18 protein-coding genes are annotated in these 15,472 nt (G+C 66.0%); 5 read left to right on the forward strand and 13 right to left on the reverse strand.

Features of this window, described 5'->3' with window-relative positions:
* Positions 1 to 790: 790 nt before the first annotated feature.
* Positions 791 to 1,939 (reverse strand): acyl-CoA dehydrogenase family protein, encoded by a 1,149-nt coding sequence (locus tag B2X67_RS07450; RefSeq protein ID WP_286785092.1) that lies wholly within the window; start codon positions 1,937 to 1,939, stop codon positions 791 to 793.
* A gap of 93 nt (positions 1,940 to 2,032) precedes the next feature.
* A complete protein-coding gene (gene prmB, locus B2X67_RS07455; RefSeq protein ID WP_090229352.1) occupies positions 2,033 to 2,953 on the reverse strand; it encodes a 50S ribosomal protein L3 N(5)-glutamine methyltransferase in 921 nt (306 codons plus the stop codon).
* Between the two features lie 166 nt (positions 2,954 to 3,119).
* On the opposite strand from prmB, the gene B2X67_RS07460 reads away from it, so the two are divergent.
* The 3 genes from B2X67_RS07460 to B2X67_RS07470 all read left to right on the forward strand — a co-directional run bounded on the left by B2X67_RS07460 (position 3,120) and on the right by B2X67_RS07470 (position 4,808).
* Positions 3,120 to 3,713 (forward strand): cysteine hydrolase family protein, encoded by a 594-nt coding sequence (locus B2X67_RS07460; protein ID WP_090229355.1) that lies wholly within the window; start codon positions 3,120 to 3,122, stop codon positions 3,711 to 3,713.
* An 81-nt stretch (positions 3,714 to 3,794) separates the two neighbouring features.
* Positions 3,795 to 4,112 (forward strand): hypothetical protein, encoded by a 318-nt coding sequence (locus B2X67_RS07465; protein ID WP_273229226.1) that lies wholly within the window; start codon positions 3,795 to 3,797, stop codon positions 4,110 to 4,112.
* Between the two features lie 138 nt (positions 4,113 to 4,250).
* A complete protein-coding gene (locus B2X67_RS07470) occupies positions 4,251 to 4,808 on the forward strand; it encodes a Smr/MutS family protein (RefSeq protein WP_286785093.1) in 558 nt (185 codons plus the stop codon).
* A 55-nt stretch (positions 4,809 to 4,863) separates the two neighbouring features.
* Here B2X67_RS07470 and B2X67_RS07475 read toward each other — a convergent pair whose 3' ends face one another.
* The 6 genes from B2X67_RS07475 to B2X67_RS07500 form a co-directional block, all read right to left on the reverse strand.
* Entirely contained in the window at positions 4,864 to 5,592 is a 729-nt protein-coding gene (locus tag B2X67_RS07475) for a proteasome-type protease (protein ID WP_273229228.1), read from the reverse strand.
* Between the two features lie 117 nt (positions 5,593 to 5,709).
* The gene (locus B2X67_RS07480; RefSeq protein WP_286785094.1) at positions 5,710 to 6,525 is read right to left on the reverse strand and encodes a transglutaminase family protein; all 816 of its coding nucleotides are present in this window, start codon (positions 6,523 to 6,525) and stop codon (positions 5,710 to 5,712) included.
* Positions 6,522 to 7,475: an alpha-E domain-containing protein gene (locus B2X67_RS07485; protein WP_090229364.1), complete on the reverse strand. Its 954-nt coding sequence runs from the start codon at positions 7,473 to 7,475 to the stop codon at positions 6,522 to 6,524. The genes B2X67_RS07480 and B2X67_RS07485 overlap by 4 nt, the downstream gene beginning before the upstream one ends.
* Before the next feature lie 4 nt (positions 7,476 to 7,479).
* Entirely contained in the window at positions 7,480 to 8,889 is a 1,410-nt protein-coding gene (locus B2X67_RS07490) for a circularly permuted type 2 ATP-grasp protein (protein ID WP_273229230.1), read from the reverse strand.
* Between the two features lie 215 nt (positions 8,890 to 9,104).
* Complete coding sequence (locus tag B2X67_RS07495) at positions 9,105 to 9,821, reverse strand: type 1 glutamine amidotransferase (RefSeq protein WP_286785095.1); 717 nt, start codon at positions 9,819 to 9,821, stop codon at positions 9,105 to 9,107.
* Positions 9,822 to 9,909: 88 nt separating this feature from the next.
* Positions 9,910 to 10,251, reverse strand: a complete 342-nt coding sequence (locus B2X67_RS07500; RefSeq protein WP_090229370.1) for a ribonuclease E inhibitor RraB — start codon at positions 10,249 to 10,251, stop codon at positions 9,910 to 9,912.
* 320 nt (positions 10,252 to 10,571) lie between these two features.
* Between B2X67_RS07500 and B2X67_RS07505 the strand changes: the two genes are divergently transcribed.
* Positions 10,572 to 11,465, forward strand: a complete 894-nt coding sequence (locus B2X67_RS07505) for a DNA-3-methyladenine glycosylase family protein (protein ID WP_286785096.1) — start codon at positions 10,572 to 10,574, stop codon at positions 11,463 to 11,465.
* A 2-nt stretch (positions 11,466 to 11,467) separates the two neighbouring features.
* Complete coding sequence (locus B2X67_RS07510; protein ID WP_286785097.1) at positions 11,468 to 11,962, forward strand: methylated-DNA--[protein]-cysteine S-methyltransferase; 495 nt, start codon at positions 11,468 to 11,470, stop codon at positions 11,960 to 11,962.
* 2 nt (positions 11,963 to 11,964) lie between these two features.
* Here B2X67_RS07510 and B2X67_RS07515 read toward each other — a convergent pair whose 3' ends face one another.
* The 5 genes from B2X67_RS07515 to aroC form a co-directional block, all read right to left on the reverse strand.
* Complete coding sequence (locus tag B2X67_RS07515) at positions 11,965 to 12,156, reverse strand: PLDc N-terminal domain-containing protein (protein WP_273229234.1); 192 nt, start codon at positions 12,154 to 12,156, stop codon at positions 11,965 to 11,967.
* Between the two features lie 10 nt (positions 12,157 to 12,166).
* Positions 12,167 to 12,361, reverse strand: coding sequence for a PLDc N-terminal domain-containing protein (locus B2X67_RS07520; RefSeq protein WP_090229382.1), 195 nt, complete (start codon positions 12,359 to 12,361; stop codon positions 12,167 to 12,169).
* 107 nt (positions 12,362 to 12,468) lie between these two features.
* Positions 12,469 to 13,014, reverse strand: coding sequence for a 1,2-dihydroxy-3-keto-5-methylthiopentene dioxygenase (locus B2X67_RS07525; protein WP_286785098.1), 546 nt, complete (start codon positions 13,012 to 13,014; stop codon positions 12,469 to 12,471).
* A gap of 75 nt (positions 13,015 to 13,089) precedes the next feature.
* Positions 13,090 to 14,265: an MFS transporter gene (locus B2X67_RS07530; RefSeq protein WP_286785099.1), complete on the reverse strand. Its 1,176-nt coding sequence runs from the start codon at positions 14,263 to 14,265 to the stop codon at positions 13,090 to 13,092.
* On the reverse strand, positions 14,262 to 15,353 hold the full coding sequence (gene aroC, locus B2X67_RS07535) for a chorismate synthase (protein ID WP_286785100.1): 1,092 nt from the start codon (positions 15,351 to 15,353) through the stop codon (positions 14,262 to 14,264). The genes B2X67_RS07530 and aroC overlap by 4 nt, the downstream gene beginning before the upstream one ends.
* Positions 15,354 to 15,472 lie beyond the last annotated feature (119 nt).

Consider the following 15,472-nt stretch of genomic DNA (forward strand, 5'->3'; position numbering starts at 1 on the left):
CTCAGAGCGGCGCGGCGATCCAGAACAGCGGACGCTCCAGCAACGGCGCGCTGGCCTTGTGCTCGCTCTCGAAGACCTGCCGCACGCCCGCGCATTCGTGGACGAAGGCATAGGCGGCCAGACGATGGCTGCCGTCCACCAGATAGGCGTTGCGCTGATCGCCGACCACGACCGGGGGACCGGAAAAATCGCCCGTCGAAAGCAAGCAGCGGACCTCGCGCCAGAAGCGTTGGCGGCTGTCCTCGCCAATGAAGCGACTGAGGAAGGTCTCCTCGTTTCCGGCGTGGGTCCTCACCAGATCGAGCAGGCCGTTGACGGTTTCCTCGGAGAACACGAAAGCCGATGGCCGCAGGGCCTCGCTCCGCCATTGGATACGGTTCCACTGCGCCACTGGCGCATTGAACACCCCTTCCAGCCGGGCAACCACCGTGGCCATTTCACTGCCCGGTAACGGAGGCCAGCTGTTATCGCCGGCGGCGAAGGGAATACAGGCGGAAATCACCGGCGCGGGGAAATTCGGCAACTCGGCCTGAACCATCTCCGCAAGTCTGTCGCGGATCATCGTCGAGTCGTTCGGCACGAAGGCCGTCCGATCCTGGGAGTGCGGGCTGGCGCTGAACATCATGGCTATCCGGATCGCTGGAATTGCATGACAACAGCAAGCCCCGGGCCACCTTATAAAACCCGAGGCCCCCTTACGAAACAATGACTTGCATCGAGCTGCCGGCATTGTCGAGTTTCAAACTGCATGAATGCCCCAGGACGGGGTTGCAATTTGCCCGCCTGCCGACTACAGCCCCATCTGCTTGGCGATGATCTCGTTCATGATCTCCCGCGAGCCGCCGCCAATCGAAAGAATCCGCACGTCCCGGTACAGCCGCTCCACCAGGCTCTCGCGCATGTAGCCCATGCCGCCCAGAATCTGCACCGCGTCATGGGTGATGCGCTCGGCGGCGTCGGTGGCGATGTTCTTGGCCATGGAGATTTCCTTGATCACCGACTTGCCCGCGGCCATCTTCGCCGCCTGGCGATAGGTGAACTCGCGCGAGGCCTCCAGCTGCGTGGCCATTTCCGCGAGGCGGTGCTTGAGTACCTGGAACTTGCCAATCGGCTTGCCGAAGGCACTGCGCTCGCGCGCCCAGCGCATCGCCTCCTCCAGGGCCATCTGCGACGTCATGTTGGCCATGATGGCCAACGCCAGTCGTTCCGACTGGAAATTCGCCATGATGCAGGCGAAGCCGGCATTTTCCACGCCGATGAGGTTTTCCCGGGGCACCCGGCAATCCTCGAAGAACAACTCGGCGGTATCCGACGCCCACCAGCCCATCTTCTTCAGCGGCTGCCCGACCCGGAATCCGGGTGTGCCCTTCTCGATCAGCAGCAGGCTTATCCCGCCAAATCCCACGTCACCGGTACGCACCGCCACGGTGTAGTAGTCCGCGCGCGCGCCGCTGGTGATGAAGGTCTTGCTGCCGCTGACCCGATAGAAATCGCCCTCGCGCACAGCGCGGGTCTTCAGATTGGCCACGTCGGAGCCGCCAGAAGGCTCGGTGACCGCCAGGGCGATGACCTTTTCTCCCGCCAGAACGGTCGGAACCACGCGCTCGCGCAGCGCCGGAAGCGCCCAGCGCAATACCGGCGGCAAGCCGATGTCGAGCGAGCCCAGACCGGCCACCAGGCCGCCAGAGCCGCAGCGCATCAGCTCCTCGCTGGCGACGACCTTGGCGAACAGGTCGCCTTCATGGCTGCCGCCGAATGCCTCCGGATACCCGATGCCGAGGATTCCCGCCGCACCCGCCTGGCGATAAAGCGCCAGGGGAAAGCTGCCCTGCTCTTCCCAGGCGTCGACCTGAGGGAGGATTTCCCTTTCGACGAAGCGCCGCACCGAATCGCGCACCAGTTGGTGGGACGGCTCGAAGTATTCCTGGCAGGCAGACATGGCATCGCTCCAATAGGATCAGCGACGACCTTACCTAGCGCTTGCTTGGTTTTCAATCAGCCAGTTGTGCCACCGGCGATGGCATTTGCGCCGTCAGCGAGAAACCCGCGAGCGAAACAGGGCCTGGTGTTCGCGGCACTGGGCGGCGCCGAGAAGGAATACGCCGTGGCCGCCCCGGGCGAATTCCAGCCAGGTGAAGCGCACTTCCGGATACAGCGCCTCGACATGCACCTGGCTGTTGCCGACCTCGACGATCAGCAGACCGCGCTCGGTCAGATGATCCGCCGCCTCGGCGAGCATTCGCCGCACCAGATCCAGGCCGTCATCACCGCAGGCCAGCCCCATCGCCGGCTCGTGGTGGTACTCGGCCGGCATGTCGGCGAAATCCTCGGCATCGACATAGGGCGGATTGGAGACGATCAGGTCGAAACGCTGACCCGGCAGGCCGTCGAAGCCATCGCCCTGCACCGTATGCACGCGCGCCTCGAGGTCATGCCGCTCGATGTTCTGGTTGGCGACTTCCAGGGCATCGAAGGACAGGTCCGCCAGCAGCACTTCCGCCTCTGGAAAGGCATAGGCGCAGGCGATGCCGATGCAGCCGGAACCGGTACAGAGGTCGAGGATGCGTTTCGGCTCATCCGCCAGCCAGGGCGTGAAATGCCCGTCGATCAGTTCGGCGATGGGCGAGCGCGGCACCAGGACACGTTCGTCGACCAGGAACGGCAACCCGCAGAACCACGCTTCGCCAAGCAGGTAGGCGGTCGGTACGCGCTCCTCGATGCGCCGCCGCAGCAATTCCTGCAGGGCGTCGCGCTCGTCATCCTCCAGCCGGCAATCGAGGTAGCTGTCGGCGATTTCGTAGGGCAGGTGCAACGCACCGAGGACCAGTTCGCGCGCCTCGTCCCAGGCGTTGTCGGTGCCGTGGCCGAAGAACAGCTCCTCGGCATGGAAGCGGCTGACGGCCCAGCGGATGTGATCGCGCAGGCTGCGCAGGCGGGAAGACGAAGCGGTCACGGGGAGCTCCAAGGCAAAAGAGCGCAAGTTTAGCCCAAGGTCGGCGCCGACACACCGTGCGGAAAAGCCCTGAAACGGCGCGGGCCGGGGACCCGGGTTTTAACGATTCACTTCCGCGGGCCAGCAGGTGACAATTGGCAGATGTTGCATTAAGAGGATTCCCGCCATGTCCATGCCGCAAACCCTGTTCCAGCTCAGCGGCCGTGGTTATGCACCGGCCACCCTGAGTAACGCCACGCTGTTGATCATCGATGCGCAGGAAGAGTATCGCAGCGGTGCGATGGTGCTGCCCGGCCTGCAACCGGCGGTCGAGGAGATCGCCAGCCTGCTCGCCGCCGCGCGCCAGCTCGGTCGTCCGGTCGTCCACGTGCGCCACCTAGGCATTCCCGGCGGCCTGTTCGACCCGCAGGGGCCGCGCGGCGACTTCCTGCCCGGGCTGGCCCCGCAGGCCGGTGAAACCGTGGTCGAGAAACGCCTGCCTAACGCATTCGCCGGCACCGACCTGCATGACCGCCTGCTCGCCATCGGTCATCTGGACCTGATCGTCTGCGGGTTCATGACCCATTCCAGCGTCAGCACCACGGTGCGTGCCGCCAAGGATTACGGTTACCGCTGCACCCTGGTGGACGCCGCCTGCGCAACCCGCGACGTGCCCATGGGCGCGTCCTGCCTCTCCGCCGCCGACCTGCACAAGGTCGAAGTCGCCGCCCTCGCCGACAACTTCGCCACAGTGGTTGCCGACGCCAAGGCCCTGGTCTGAATCGGACGCGCTGCGGCGCGCCGAGGAACCCGACCGCCCCAGGCGAGTCATAGGCCGATATTCGAAAGGAAAGGGTTCTGAATGAAGTTAACCGATAGCTACGCCCGCACTCTGCGGCCACGCAAGCCCAGCCGCTGGCTGTGGCGCTTCGCGGCCTTGCTCGCGTTGCTGTTCGGCATCGTTGGCCTGCTGATGGGGTTCACCGGCGCGGCCACCCTGCTCGGCCATCCCATGGTACTGGGCGAATTCAACGACACCGCGAGCGAAGCCGGCGTGCTGCTCGGCGGCGGTCTTTTTCTCCTGTTGCTGGCGATCCTGCTCTGGCGCAAGTGCCGTCGCAGTCTGCAGGCCGGCAACGACCTGAGCATCGCCCCGCACCTCCTGAAGAAGCGCGGCTGACGTCGGTCACGCCAGGCGTGAGATCGCGGGCGCCTTCCGATCTCCGCAAGCGTTTCCAACCCTGGCGCCCGTTCGCCCGCGCGACGAGCGACTGGGCGAAGGGCCGCTGATAGACTGCGCCGTCCCGAGGAGGACGACATGCAAGACGACGAAACCGACCTGTTCGCCGCGCAGATGCGCGGCGTCAGGCGCATTCAGGTGGACATCGCCGATACCGGCAAACCGCGGGCCGATCGCCTGCAAGTGGCCAGCCGGCGGCACAACGCGATCCAGCCCAACGACCGGGTCAAGGTGGACGGGCTGTCCGACCAGTTCGTCATCGATGTGGGCGCCGAGGACGAACTCTACTGGGCGCGCGACGGCGTCCAGGAAAGCCAGATGCGCAAGCTCAAGGCCGGACAGATCGAGTTCGAGGGCAGCCTGGACCTGCACGGCATGCGCGTGGAACAGGCACGGGAAATCCTTTGGGAATTCCTCGCCGAAGCCGCCAAGCACGAAGTACGTTGCGCCCGCGTCACTCACGGCAAGGCGGCGCGCGTCGATGGCAAGCGGCCGATGATCAAGAGCCACGTCAATACCTGGCTGCGCCAGCATCCGCAGGTGCTCGGCTTCGCCTCGTGCACGCCGCGGCATGGAGGAACGGGCGCGATCTACCTGCTGCTCAAGCGCACGATGATGGAAGGTCGCGACGAGTGAGGCCGCCGCGGCGGTGCTCACCCACGAAAAGGGCCGCGGCGCGGCCCTTTTTCATTCACTCGCGGTAGTCGTCCGGGGTTTCCGGCAACTGCCCGAGCAACTCGCGCAGGCCCTCGCCCCACTGTCCGCGCACGCCCTCGAAATAGGCATCGCCCTCCTCCACGCGATATCCCTTCGGCACCACCAGGCTATCCGTCCGGTACACCAGCAGGTCCAGCGGCATGCCCACCGAAAGGTTACTGCGGATGGTCGAGTCGAAGGAGATCAGTGCGCAGCGCAGGGCTTCGTCCAGCGGTGAGTGGAACGTCAGCGCGCGGTCGAGGATTGGCTTGCCGTACTTGCTCTCACCGATCTGGAAATACGGGGTATCAGGCGTTGCGGCAATGAAATTGCCCTGTGGATAGAGGTTGAAAAGGCCCGGCTCCTGGCCTTTGATCTGCCCGCCGAGAAGGAACGAACAGCTCATGTCGACGCCGCCATCCTGGCGCGAATCATGTTCGCTCATCTCGCGAATCGTCTGGCCGACCAGCCGCGCGGCGTCGAACAGCGTCGTCACGTTGTACAGGTGCGGGCAATCGCCATTGAGCCGCTGACGCAGCAGGTTGATCACCGATTGCGAGGTCGCCAGGTTGCCGGCGGTCTGCAGCACGATCAACCGCTCGCCCGGCACGCCGAACACGTAGAGCTTGCGGAAGGTGGCGATGTGGTCGACGCCGGCATTGGTGCGCGAGTCGGAGACGAAAACCAGGCCATCGGCGAGGTTCATGGCGACGCAGTAAGTCATGAATGAGTGATCTCGAGTTGATTGAGCGCCGGGTTGTCGGTTTTGCACCGACAGCCTGGAGCACTCATTTTACAACTTGAGCAGCGCGCATCGTCGCCGATTGCGCGCGGCGGGCCCTCACTGCTGGGTCTGACCCTGGGATTGCGATTGCGACAGGGTCGGCGACACCAGCACCTTGGCGTGCATCTGCTCGACGCCGCCGCCACGGCGCATGCCACGGACCGGGCAGGCATCGAGGTAATCCAGCCCTACGGCGAGTTTCAGGTGGCGCTCCGGGCGCGACAGGCCGTTGGTCACGTCGAAGCTGTACCAGGCGTCGTTCAGCCAGGCTTCCGCCCAGGCATGACTGGCCAGGTGGCCGGCGTCCTCGGTGTAGATGTAGCCGGAGACGTAGCGCGCCGGGATGCCCAGGCTGCGCGCGCAGGCGAGGAACGCGTGGGTGTGGTCCTGGCAGACGCCGCTCTTGCCGGCAAAGGCTTCGGCGGCGCTGCTGTCGACCTTGGTGGAGCCGGGGGTGTAGACGATCCGTTCGCTCAGTGCATTCATCAGGCGGATCAGCGCATCGCGATCGCGGTGGCTGTTGCACTGCTGGTGGGCGAACTCGCGCAGCGCCTCGTCCGGCTGGGTCAGTCGGGTGAAGCGCAGGTACGGATACGCCGACTGGTCGTCGTGCTCTGCTTCGCAGTGCTCGTCGATGTCGACTTCACCGCTGGCGCTGATGATCAGGTCGTCGTGCGGTTCGTCCATGGTCAGCACGTGCAGGATGTTGCCGAAGGGGTCGAGCTGCGCGCGCACCGGGCGCGGCAGGCTGAGCTGCCAGTTGAGTACGTGCTGGCGCTCGCTGTCGTGCGGCGTCAGGCGCAGGTACTGGATGCTGGTGCGCACCTGATCATCGTAGTGATAGGTGGTGTCGTGGCTGATGGACAGTCTCATGCCGCCTCCAGGTAGGAAATGTGGATGGCGCTTCCGAGCTGGCCCACCAGTTGGATGAACTCGGTGATCCAGCCGTGCAGGCCTTCCTCGCCGTTGAGCACTTCTTCGATGCTGCTGTAACGCAGGCGGGCGTCCATTTCCGCGGCCAGTCGTTGTGCGGGCCGGCCGTTGTCGCCGGGCAGGCTGGAAAGAATCAGATTCAGTTCCTCCAGACAGGCACGTAGCGAGCGTGGCACGTCCGGACGCAGCAGGAGCAGCTCGGCTACCTTCCGCGCGTGCGGCGAGCCGCGGTAGATCTCGGCGAAGGCCTCGAACGAGGACAGCGCGCGCAGCAAGGCGCTCCACTGGTAGTAGGCGCGCGCCGAGCGGTCGTCGATATCGTCTTCCTCGCCGAGCAGCTCATAGCGCGCATCGAGCAGGCGCAGGGTGTTGTCGGCGCGCTCGATGAAGGTTCCCAGGCGGATGAAGCGGTAGGAATCGCTGCGCATGATGGTGCCGAAGGTGGCGCCACGGAACAGGTGCGAACGCTCCTTGACCCATTCACAGAACCGGCTGATGCCGTAGCCGCCAAGGCCCTGCTGGGCGATGCCGCGCATTTCCAGCCAGGTGGCGTTGATGTTTTCCCACATGTCCGCGGTGATGCGCCCGCGTACGGCATGCGCGTTGGTGCGAGCGGCGCCCAGGCAGCTGTAGATGCTCGCCGGGTTGTTCGCGTCGAAGGCGAAGAAGTGCAGCATGCGCTCGGCGTTGAGCTGGCCATGCAGCTCGAGGTAATCGTCGAAGGTGCCGGTGATCAGCAGCGGCATCGCCAGTTCGTCGAGGCCGTCGCCGCGTCCGTCGTGCGGCATCAGCGACAGCGAGTAGCTGACGTCGAGCATGCGCGCGAGGTTCTCGGCGCGCTCCAGGTAACGTGACATCCAGTACAGGTCAGAGGCCGTTCTCGAAAGCATTCCCTTAATCCTCCACTACCCAGGTGTCCTTGGTTCCGCCGCCCTGCGACGAGTTGACCACCAGCGATCCCTCGCGCAAGGCCACTCGGGTAAGACCGCCGGGAACCAGCTGCGTTTCGCGGCCGGTCAGGACAAAGGGGCGCAGGTCGATGTGGCGCGGCGCGATGCCCTTCTCGACGAAGGTCGGGCAGGTCGACAGGCTCAGCGTCGGCTGCGCGATGTAAGCCTCTGGCCGGGCGATGATGCGCTGGCGGAAATCCTCGATCTCCGCGCTGGTCGCGGCCGGGCCGACGAGCATGCCGTAACCGCCGGAACCCTGGGTTTCCTTGACCACCAGCTCAGGCAGGTTGGCCAGTACGTGGGACAACTCGGCCGGCTTGCGGCATTGCCAGGTCGGCACGTTCTTCAGGATCGGCTCCTCGCTGAGGTAGAAGCGGATCATGTCGGTGACGAACGGGTAGACCGACTTGTCGTCCGCCACGCCAGTGCCGATCGCGTTGGCCAGCACCACGTTGCCCGAGCGATAGGCCGACAGCAGCCCGGGGACGCCGAGCATGGAGTCCGGGTTGAATGCCAGCGGGTCGAGGAAGGCATCGTCGAGGCGGCGGTAGATCACGTCCACCGGGCGCGCGCCGGCGGTGGTGCGCATGAACACCTTCTCGTCACGGACGAACAGGTCCGCGCCTTCCACCAGCTCCACGCCCATCTCGCGGGCGAGGAACGCGTGCTCGAAGTAGGCGCTGTTGAAGCGCCCCGGCGTCAGCACCACGACGCTCGGGTTGTCCAGCGGGCTGGAGCACTTGAGGGTGTCCAGCAGCAGGTTGGGGTAATGGCCGATCGGTGCGATGCGCTGCGCCGAGAACAGCTCGGGGAACAGCCGCATCATCATCTTGCGGTCTTCGAGCATGTAGCTGACGCCACTCGGCGTGCGCAGGTTGTCCTCCAGCACGTAGTAGCTGCCGTCGCCGTCGCGCACCAGGTCGACCCCGGCGATGTGCGCGTAGATGTCGCGGTGCAGGTTCAGCCCCCGCATCGCCAGCTGGTAGCCCTCGTTCGCCAGCACCTGCTCGGCGGGAATGATCCCGGCCTTGATGATGCGCTGCTCGTGGTAGAGGTCGGCGAGGAACATGTTCAGCGCCTGGACGCGCTGGATGCAGCCCTTCTCGACGATGCGCCATTCGCTCGCGGGAATGCTGCGGGGAATGATGTCGAAGGGAATCAGTCGCTCGGTACCCTGCTCGTCACCGTAAAGGGTGAAGGTGATACCGGCACGGTGGAACAGCAGATCGGCTTCGCGGCGGCGCTGCGCCAGTTGCTCTTCAGGCGTTTCCGCCAGCCAGCGGGCGAACTCCCGGTAGTGCGCCCGGCAGTCGCCGTTCGCATCGTGCATCTCGTCAAAAAAATTGCGGGACATGCCGTACTCCTTGTCCGGTCAGCAAGAGCATCGCAAGCCTCATGCCAGCGGTAAAAACCAATCAATTCAATGAGTTGAAGAACAACCCAAATATCCTTGCACCAAACCTGCGCACGCACGGCAATACCTGATCAGCACGACGCCCCATTTAAAAGCGTCTGCGGCGGACGGGGCAGCCCTGTTCACCCCCACCTTGCCGACCTATTTCCTCCCCATCAGACGGTTTCCCGCAGAGCCAGTTTCAACCAGTGACGATAGAAAACGTCGGCCACTCGATTGAGGGCGCCCACGCGGGCCGAAAGGTCTTCCAGCATCTGCGCGCCGCTTTGCTGGCTGGGTTGACGGCTGTCGAGCAGGTGACCCCAGTCGTTCACCCACAGGCGCACCAGGTCCTCGGTCATCTCCGGGTGTCCCTGCAGGCCCAACACCTTGTCACCCCAGGCGAACCCCTGGTTGCCACACCAGTCGCTGGCGAACAGGCGTTGCGCACCGGCCGGCAACTCGAAGGTGTCGCCATGCCACTGAAATACCTCCACGGAGTCGGCCAGCCCGTCGAGCCATGGGCTGGCATGCTCGCCGTCGCAGCGGCGCAGGGTCTGCCAGCCGATTTCGCTGTAGGGCATCCGCGTGACGCGCGCCCCGAGGGTTTTCGCCAGCAGCTGCCCGCCCAGGCAATGGCCGATCAGCGGGACGTCGCGCGCGATGAAATGCCGCAACGCGGCGTCTTCGGTGGCCAGCCAGGGCAAGGGGTCGTTGACGCTCATCGGGCCGCCCATCACCGCGACAGCGCGTGGACGGTCAAGGTCGTAGCCGTCCAGATCGCCCTGGTCGACGCGCAATACGTCGAACGCCAGGCCCTGGGCATTGAGCGTTTCGGCCAGGTGGCCGGGTGAACAGAAATCGGCGTGGGTAAGAATCAGGATATCGCTCATGGCCCCTCCAGTTTGTCGCCAGTCTGGCGGAAGGGTCGCGACAGGTCGAGCGCGGGCGCCGACCGAGGCCGGCGCCCGCGTGCGTGCATCAGACGCCGGGCGCGGAAAGCTCCTGAGTCACGCCCCAGCCATCGAGTACGCCCCCCAGAGGCTCGACGACAGATTCGAGCCCCTGCTCGAAGTCGTCGATGCCCTCGTGGGTGGCGTACATCACCTTGCTGACCTGCAAGTGCCAGATACCGTCATCCAGCGGGGAAATCTGCGTATTCAGGGATTCGCCACGAAAATTCGTGGCGGCCGAACGGGCGCCGTCCTCGTCGGGAAACAAGGCGTAGAACTCGATCGGATGGACGCGGGCAAAGTCGAAACCGCCTTCTTTCATGCGGCGCAGTACGGAGGTGCTGACATCATCTTGGAAGGTTGTGCTCATGCAATGAACTCCTCTCAGGCGATGGCTCGATTGACCCTCTCGTCGTAAGGCGAACGCCTCTCGGCACGCGGCGATGCCGTACGGGATCAAGCGGGGATGAAGCGCGGAGCGACCGGTCCCCGGGTGGCATTCCGTGGGGCGAATGCCGAGGCTCGTTCCTGCAGGTTAGCGTCATCCTGCGAACCCTGTCGCTCCCTTCATTTCAATGGACCTTGCGGCGACGCCGGCGTCCTCGCCTTTTGTCGGACACGCCACCGAGGCTCGAGTATGAAAGCGCGTTTCGCTGCAGACCCGCCGCGCCACGCTGCTACAGTCGGCCCATGAATGACCTCTCCAACAACCACCAAACGCTGCGCCTGCCCTATCTGCCCCCATGGGACTGGCAGCATTTCCAGCGTTTCTTCGCCCAGCGCCTGCTGCCGGGCGTCGAGCTACTGGACGAGCAACGCTACGCCCGCAGCTTTCGCATAGGCGAGGTGCGCAGCTGGTTCGCCGTCAGCCCGCTGCCCGACGAGCACGCCCTGGCGCTGACCGTCGGCGCCGAAGCCCGCGAGCTGACCCAGGCACTGGTGCTCAAGGTGCGCCGGATGTTCGACCTGGACGCCGACCTCGACAGGATCGCTGCGCACCTGAGCAGCGATGCGCTGCTCGGCCCGCTGCTGGCGCGTCACCCGCCGCTGCGCCTGCCCGCCGCGTTCGATCCGTTCGAGCAGGCGGTGCGTGCCATCGTCGGCCAGCAGGTCACCGTCAAGGCGGCAGTGACCATCACCCGGCGACTGGTGGAACGTCTCGGCGAAACGCTGCCCGACGCGCCGGCTGATCAGCCACAGCGACTCTTTCCTACGCCCGCCGCGATCGCCGGTGCCGACCTCGCGCTCATCGGCATGCCCGGCAAACGGGTGCAGACGCTGCAACGCTTCGCCGCCGAGGTTGCCGAGGGTGCGCTGCGACTGCATGTGGAAGACGGCCCGGAGGACCTGGTGAGGCGCCTGCGCGAATTGCCCGGCATCGGCCCCTGGACCGCCGAGTACATCGCCATGCGCGGCTTCGGCGCGGCGGACGCCTTCCCCGCGGCCGATCTCGGCCTGCTGAAGGCACCGCTGTGGGGCGAGTCCGGCATCAGCGCCCGCCAACTCCAGGCCCGCGCCGAGGCCTGGCGCCCCTGGCGCGCCTATGCAGCGCTGCACCTCTGGCACAACTATTCGGGAGCCTGACCATGCACTACCGCTATCTGGACAGCCTACTCGGTCGCCTGCTGCTGGTCGGCAGCGACGCCGGCCTGAACCTGGTGCACATGGACGAGCAGACGCATCTGCCGCCGCAGACGAGCTGGACGCGGGCGGAACGTCAGCTGGATGAGGCGTGTCGGCAACTGGACGAGTATTTCGGCAGCCGGCGGCGCCGTTTCGACCTGCCGCTGGCGCCGCAGGGCACTGCGTTTCAGCGGACGGTGTGGCAGGCGCTGCTGGAAATTCCCTTCGGCGAAACCCGCAATTATCGCCAGCAGGCCGAACGCATCGGCCGGCCCACCGCCGTTCGCGCGGTCGGCACCGCCAACGGAGCCAATCCGCTCGCCGTGATCGTTCCCTGTCATCGGGTGATAGGCAGCGACGGAAGCCTCACCGGGTACGCCGGCGGGCTGGCGCGCAAGGCGCTGTTGCTGGAGCTGGAAGGCGCCAGCCTGCCGGCGCAGGCCAGACTGGCGTTCTGAGGTCAGCGCGCGAGGCGGCGCGCCCGCGGCCCCATCACGAACCAGTTGAACAACCCCAGGACGGGAAACAGGGCGATCAGCGCGACCCATATCACCTTGACCCGTCGCGCGGAGTCGCTGCTCAGCACCTGGTAGATGGCCCACAGGTGCAGCGCCAGGAGCAGCGCACCGAGGGCGCCGTAGGTCATTCCCATGTCGGGTCCCTCAGAGTCGCGCGGCACCGCTGCCGCGCGGGCCGGCGACGGCCCAGATGATCAGCCCCAGCACCGGCAGGATCACGATCAGCAGAATCCAGAGGATCTTCTTGCCGGTATCCGTACCGCTACGCAGCACGTTGATGATCGCCCAGATATCCAGGGCAAAGATGATCAGGCCAAGCACACCACCAAACGCATCCATGAGATTTCTCCTAATGATCGGTCTCATTAGGATCGCGACAGGCGGTCAGAGGTTCAGCGCAATCCACGAAGCAGACGCCCTCACCCACCGGCAGTGGCCGCCCACCGTCAGTACTCCAGCAGCGGGAACTGGCTGGCGATCGAGTCGCCGGTGAAGGACGCCTGCCAGCCCTGCGGGTCGTTGAACAGGCGAATGGCGATGAAATCCGGCTCCTCGCCCATGTCGAACCAGTGTCGGGAGCCGGCCGGCACCGAGATCAGGTCGTTCTTCTCGCAGAGCACGGCATAGACGTAGTCGTCGATATGCAGGTTGAACAGACCGCGACCGGCAACGAAGAAGCGCACCTCGTCCTCGGCATGCCGGTGTTCCTCGAGAAACCGGGCACGCAGCTCGGCCTTCTGCGGGTGGTCACGGTTGACGCTGACCACGTCCACAGCGAGGTAACCGCGCTCGCTCATCAAGCGGTCGATCTGCGCCCGGTAGGCGGCGATCACCGCGTCCGTTTCGGCGCCGGGGCGAACCGGCTGCGCGGCCTCCCAGCGCTCGAAGCGCACGCCGACCGCATCGAGGGTCGAGGCGATGTCCTCGAAGTGGCTGAGCACCTTGTTCGGCGACTGGGGGTTCGACAGGTGGTAGACGGACAGGCGGCTCATGCGGTTCTCCAGCATCGGGGAGCGGCTCGGCGCGGCAGCGCGCGGGGCGGCCAGTGTAACGGCCGGAGCGGCGGATCAGGTAGACGGAGGGCCGGCCTCAGCCGGCGTCGATCTGGCCGGCAGCGCGATGATCGCCGCCGCGCCCAGCGCCGCCAGGCTGGCGATGGCGAAGGTCCAGAACGCGCCCAGCGTGCTCCAGGTGTAGCCGGAATACACCGCGCCAAGCGCGCCGCCGATGCCGGCAAGGGCGGCGTACAGCGCCTGGCCCTGGCCCTGCTGACGCGGCCCGAAGCTGCGCTGGACGAAGTGGATCGCCGCGGCGTGGAAGGCGCCGAAGGTCGCCGCGTGCATCAGCTGCGCCAGCAACAGCACCCACAGGTGTCCGGCCAGCCCGCCCAGGAGCAGCCAGCGCAGCGCAGCCAGCAGGAAGCAGGCGAGCAGCACCTGGCGCAGCGAGAAACGCCCGAGTATCCGCGCCATGCCGATGAACAGGATGACCTCCGCCACCACGCCCAGCGCCCACAGCTGGCCAATGGTGGCGCGGCTGTAGCCGAGCGTTTCCAGGTGGATGCTGAGGAAGGTGTAGTAAGGGCCGTGGGACAGTTGCATCAGCCCGACGCAGAGGTAGAACGCCGCCACGCCGGGACGCCGCAGCTGGGCGATGAAGCCACCCTCGGCCAGACCTGGCCCGCGAAACTCGGGGCGCGCGTCCGGCACCCAGAGGCTGCTGGCGAGAATGCCGAGCATGATCACGATCAGCGCCCAGGGATAAGCGTCCAGACTGAAGCGGTCGAACAGCTCGCCCAACCCGACCACCGTGCAGATGAAGCCGATGCTGCCCCACAGGCGGATCTGGCTGTAGCGCGCCGCCTGCTCGCGCAGGTGCGCCAGGGTGATCACCTCGAACTGCGGCAGCACCGCATGCCAGAAGAACGCATGCAGCGCCATCACCAGCGCCAGCCAGGCGTAGCGCTTGTCGAACAGGATCAGCGCGAAGCCAGCCAGCGTGCACACTGCGCCGAACCGCACGATGGCCAGGCGCCGACCGGTCACGTCGCCCAGCCAGCCCCACAGGTTCGGGGCGATGCAGCGCATCAGCATGGGAATCGCCACCAGCTCGCCGATCCTCGCCGGTGAAAAGCCGAGATGGGCGAAGTACAGGCCGAGGAACGGCGCCGTACCGCCGAGCAGGCAGAAATAGAAGAAGTAGAAGCCCGACAGCCGCCAGTAAGGCAATACGGCGGCGGTCACAGCTGGCCGAGTACCGGCGTGGCTACCCGGACGTCGGCGTTCTGCCCACGATGACGGAGCAGGTGATCGAGCAGCACGATGGCCATCATCGCCTCGGCGATCGGCGTGGCGCGAATGCCGACGCAGGGGTCGTGGCGGCCCTTGGTGATGACCTCGACCGGATTGCCGTCGACATCGATCGAACGGCCCGGCGTGGTGATGCTGGAGGTCGGCTTGAGCGCCAGGTGCGCGACTATGGGTTGCCCCGAGGACACGCCGCCGAGCACGCCGCCGGCGTTGTTGGAGAGGAAGCCCTCCGGCGTCAGCCCGTCGCGGTGCTCGGTGCCGCGCTGGGCGACGCAGGCGAAACCGGCGCCGATTTCCACGCCCTTCACCGCGTTGATACTCATCAGCGCATGCGCCAGCTCCGCGTCGAGGCGATCGAAAATCGGCTCGCCGAGCCCCGGCGGCACGCCTTCGGCGACCACGGTGATCTTCGCGCCGACGGAATCCTGGTCGCGGCGCAGTTGGTCCATGTAGGCCTCCAGCTCCGGCACCTTGTCCGGATCCGGACTGAAGAAGGCGTTCTGCTCGACGCTTTCCCAGCCCTTGAAGGGAATCTCGATGGGACCGAGCTGGCTCATGTAGCCGCGCACCGAGATGCCCATCGTCGCCAGGTACTTCTTGGCGATGGCGCCCGCGGCGACGCGCATCGCCGTCTCGCGCGCCGAGCTGCGACCGCCGCCCCGGTAGTCGCGGATGCCGTACTTGTGGTGGTAGGTGTAGTCGGCGTGGGCCGGGCGGAACAGGTCCTTGATCGCCGAGTAGTCCTTGGACTTCTGGTCGGTATTGCGGATCAGCAGGCCGATGGAGTGCCCGGTGGTCTTGCCCTCGAACACGCCGGAAAGGATTTCCACCTCGTCGGCTTCCTGGCGCTGGGTCGTGTGCCGGCTGGTGCCGGGCTTGCGCCGGTCGAGGTCGCGCTGCAGGTCTTCCAGCCTCAGTTCCAGCCCCGGCGGGCAGCCGTCGACGATGGCGACCAGCGCCGGGCCGTGGCTTTCGCCGGCGGTGGTGACGGTGAACAGCTTGCCGAAGGTATTGCCGGACATGCAGGGCTCCGCGATGGCCTGAAACGAAAAAGGGCCGGCAGTATAACCGAGCCTGCGGCGGTTTCGCCGCCCACCCGGCTCGCGCATACTGCCCCGCCACGCCCTGACCACTCTCGCGG

Source organism: Pseudomonas sp. UBA3153 (genome assembly GCF_002364635.1).
Lineage (GTDB): Bacteria > Pseudomonadota > Gammaproteobacteria > Pseudomonadales > Pseudomonadaceae > Pseudomonas_O > Pseudomonas_O kuykendallii.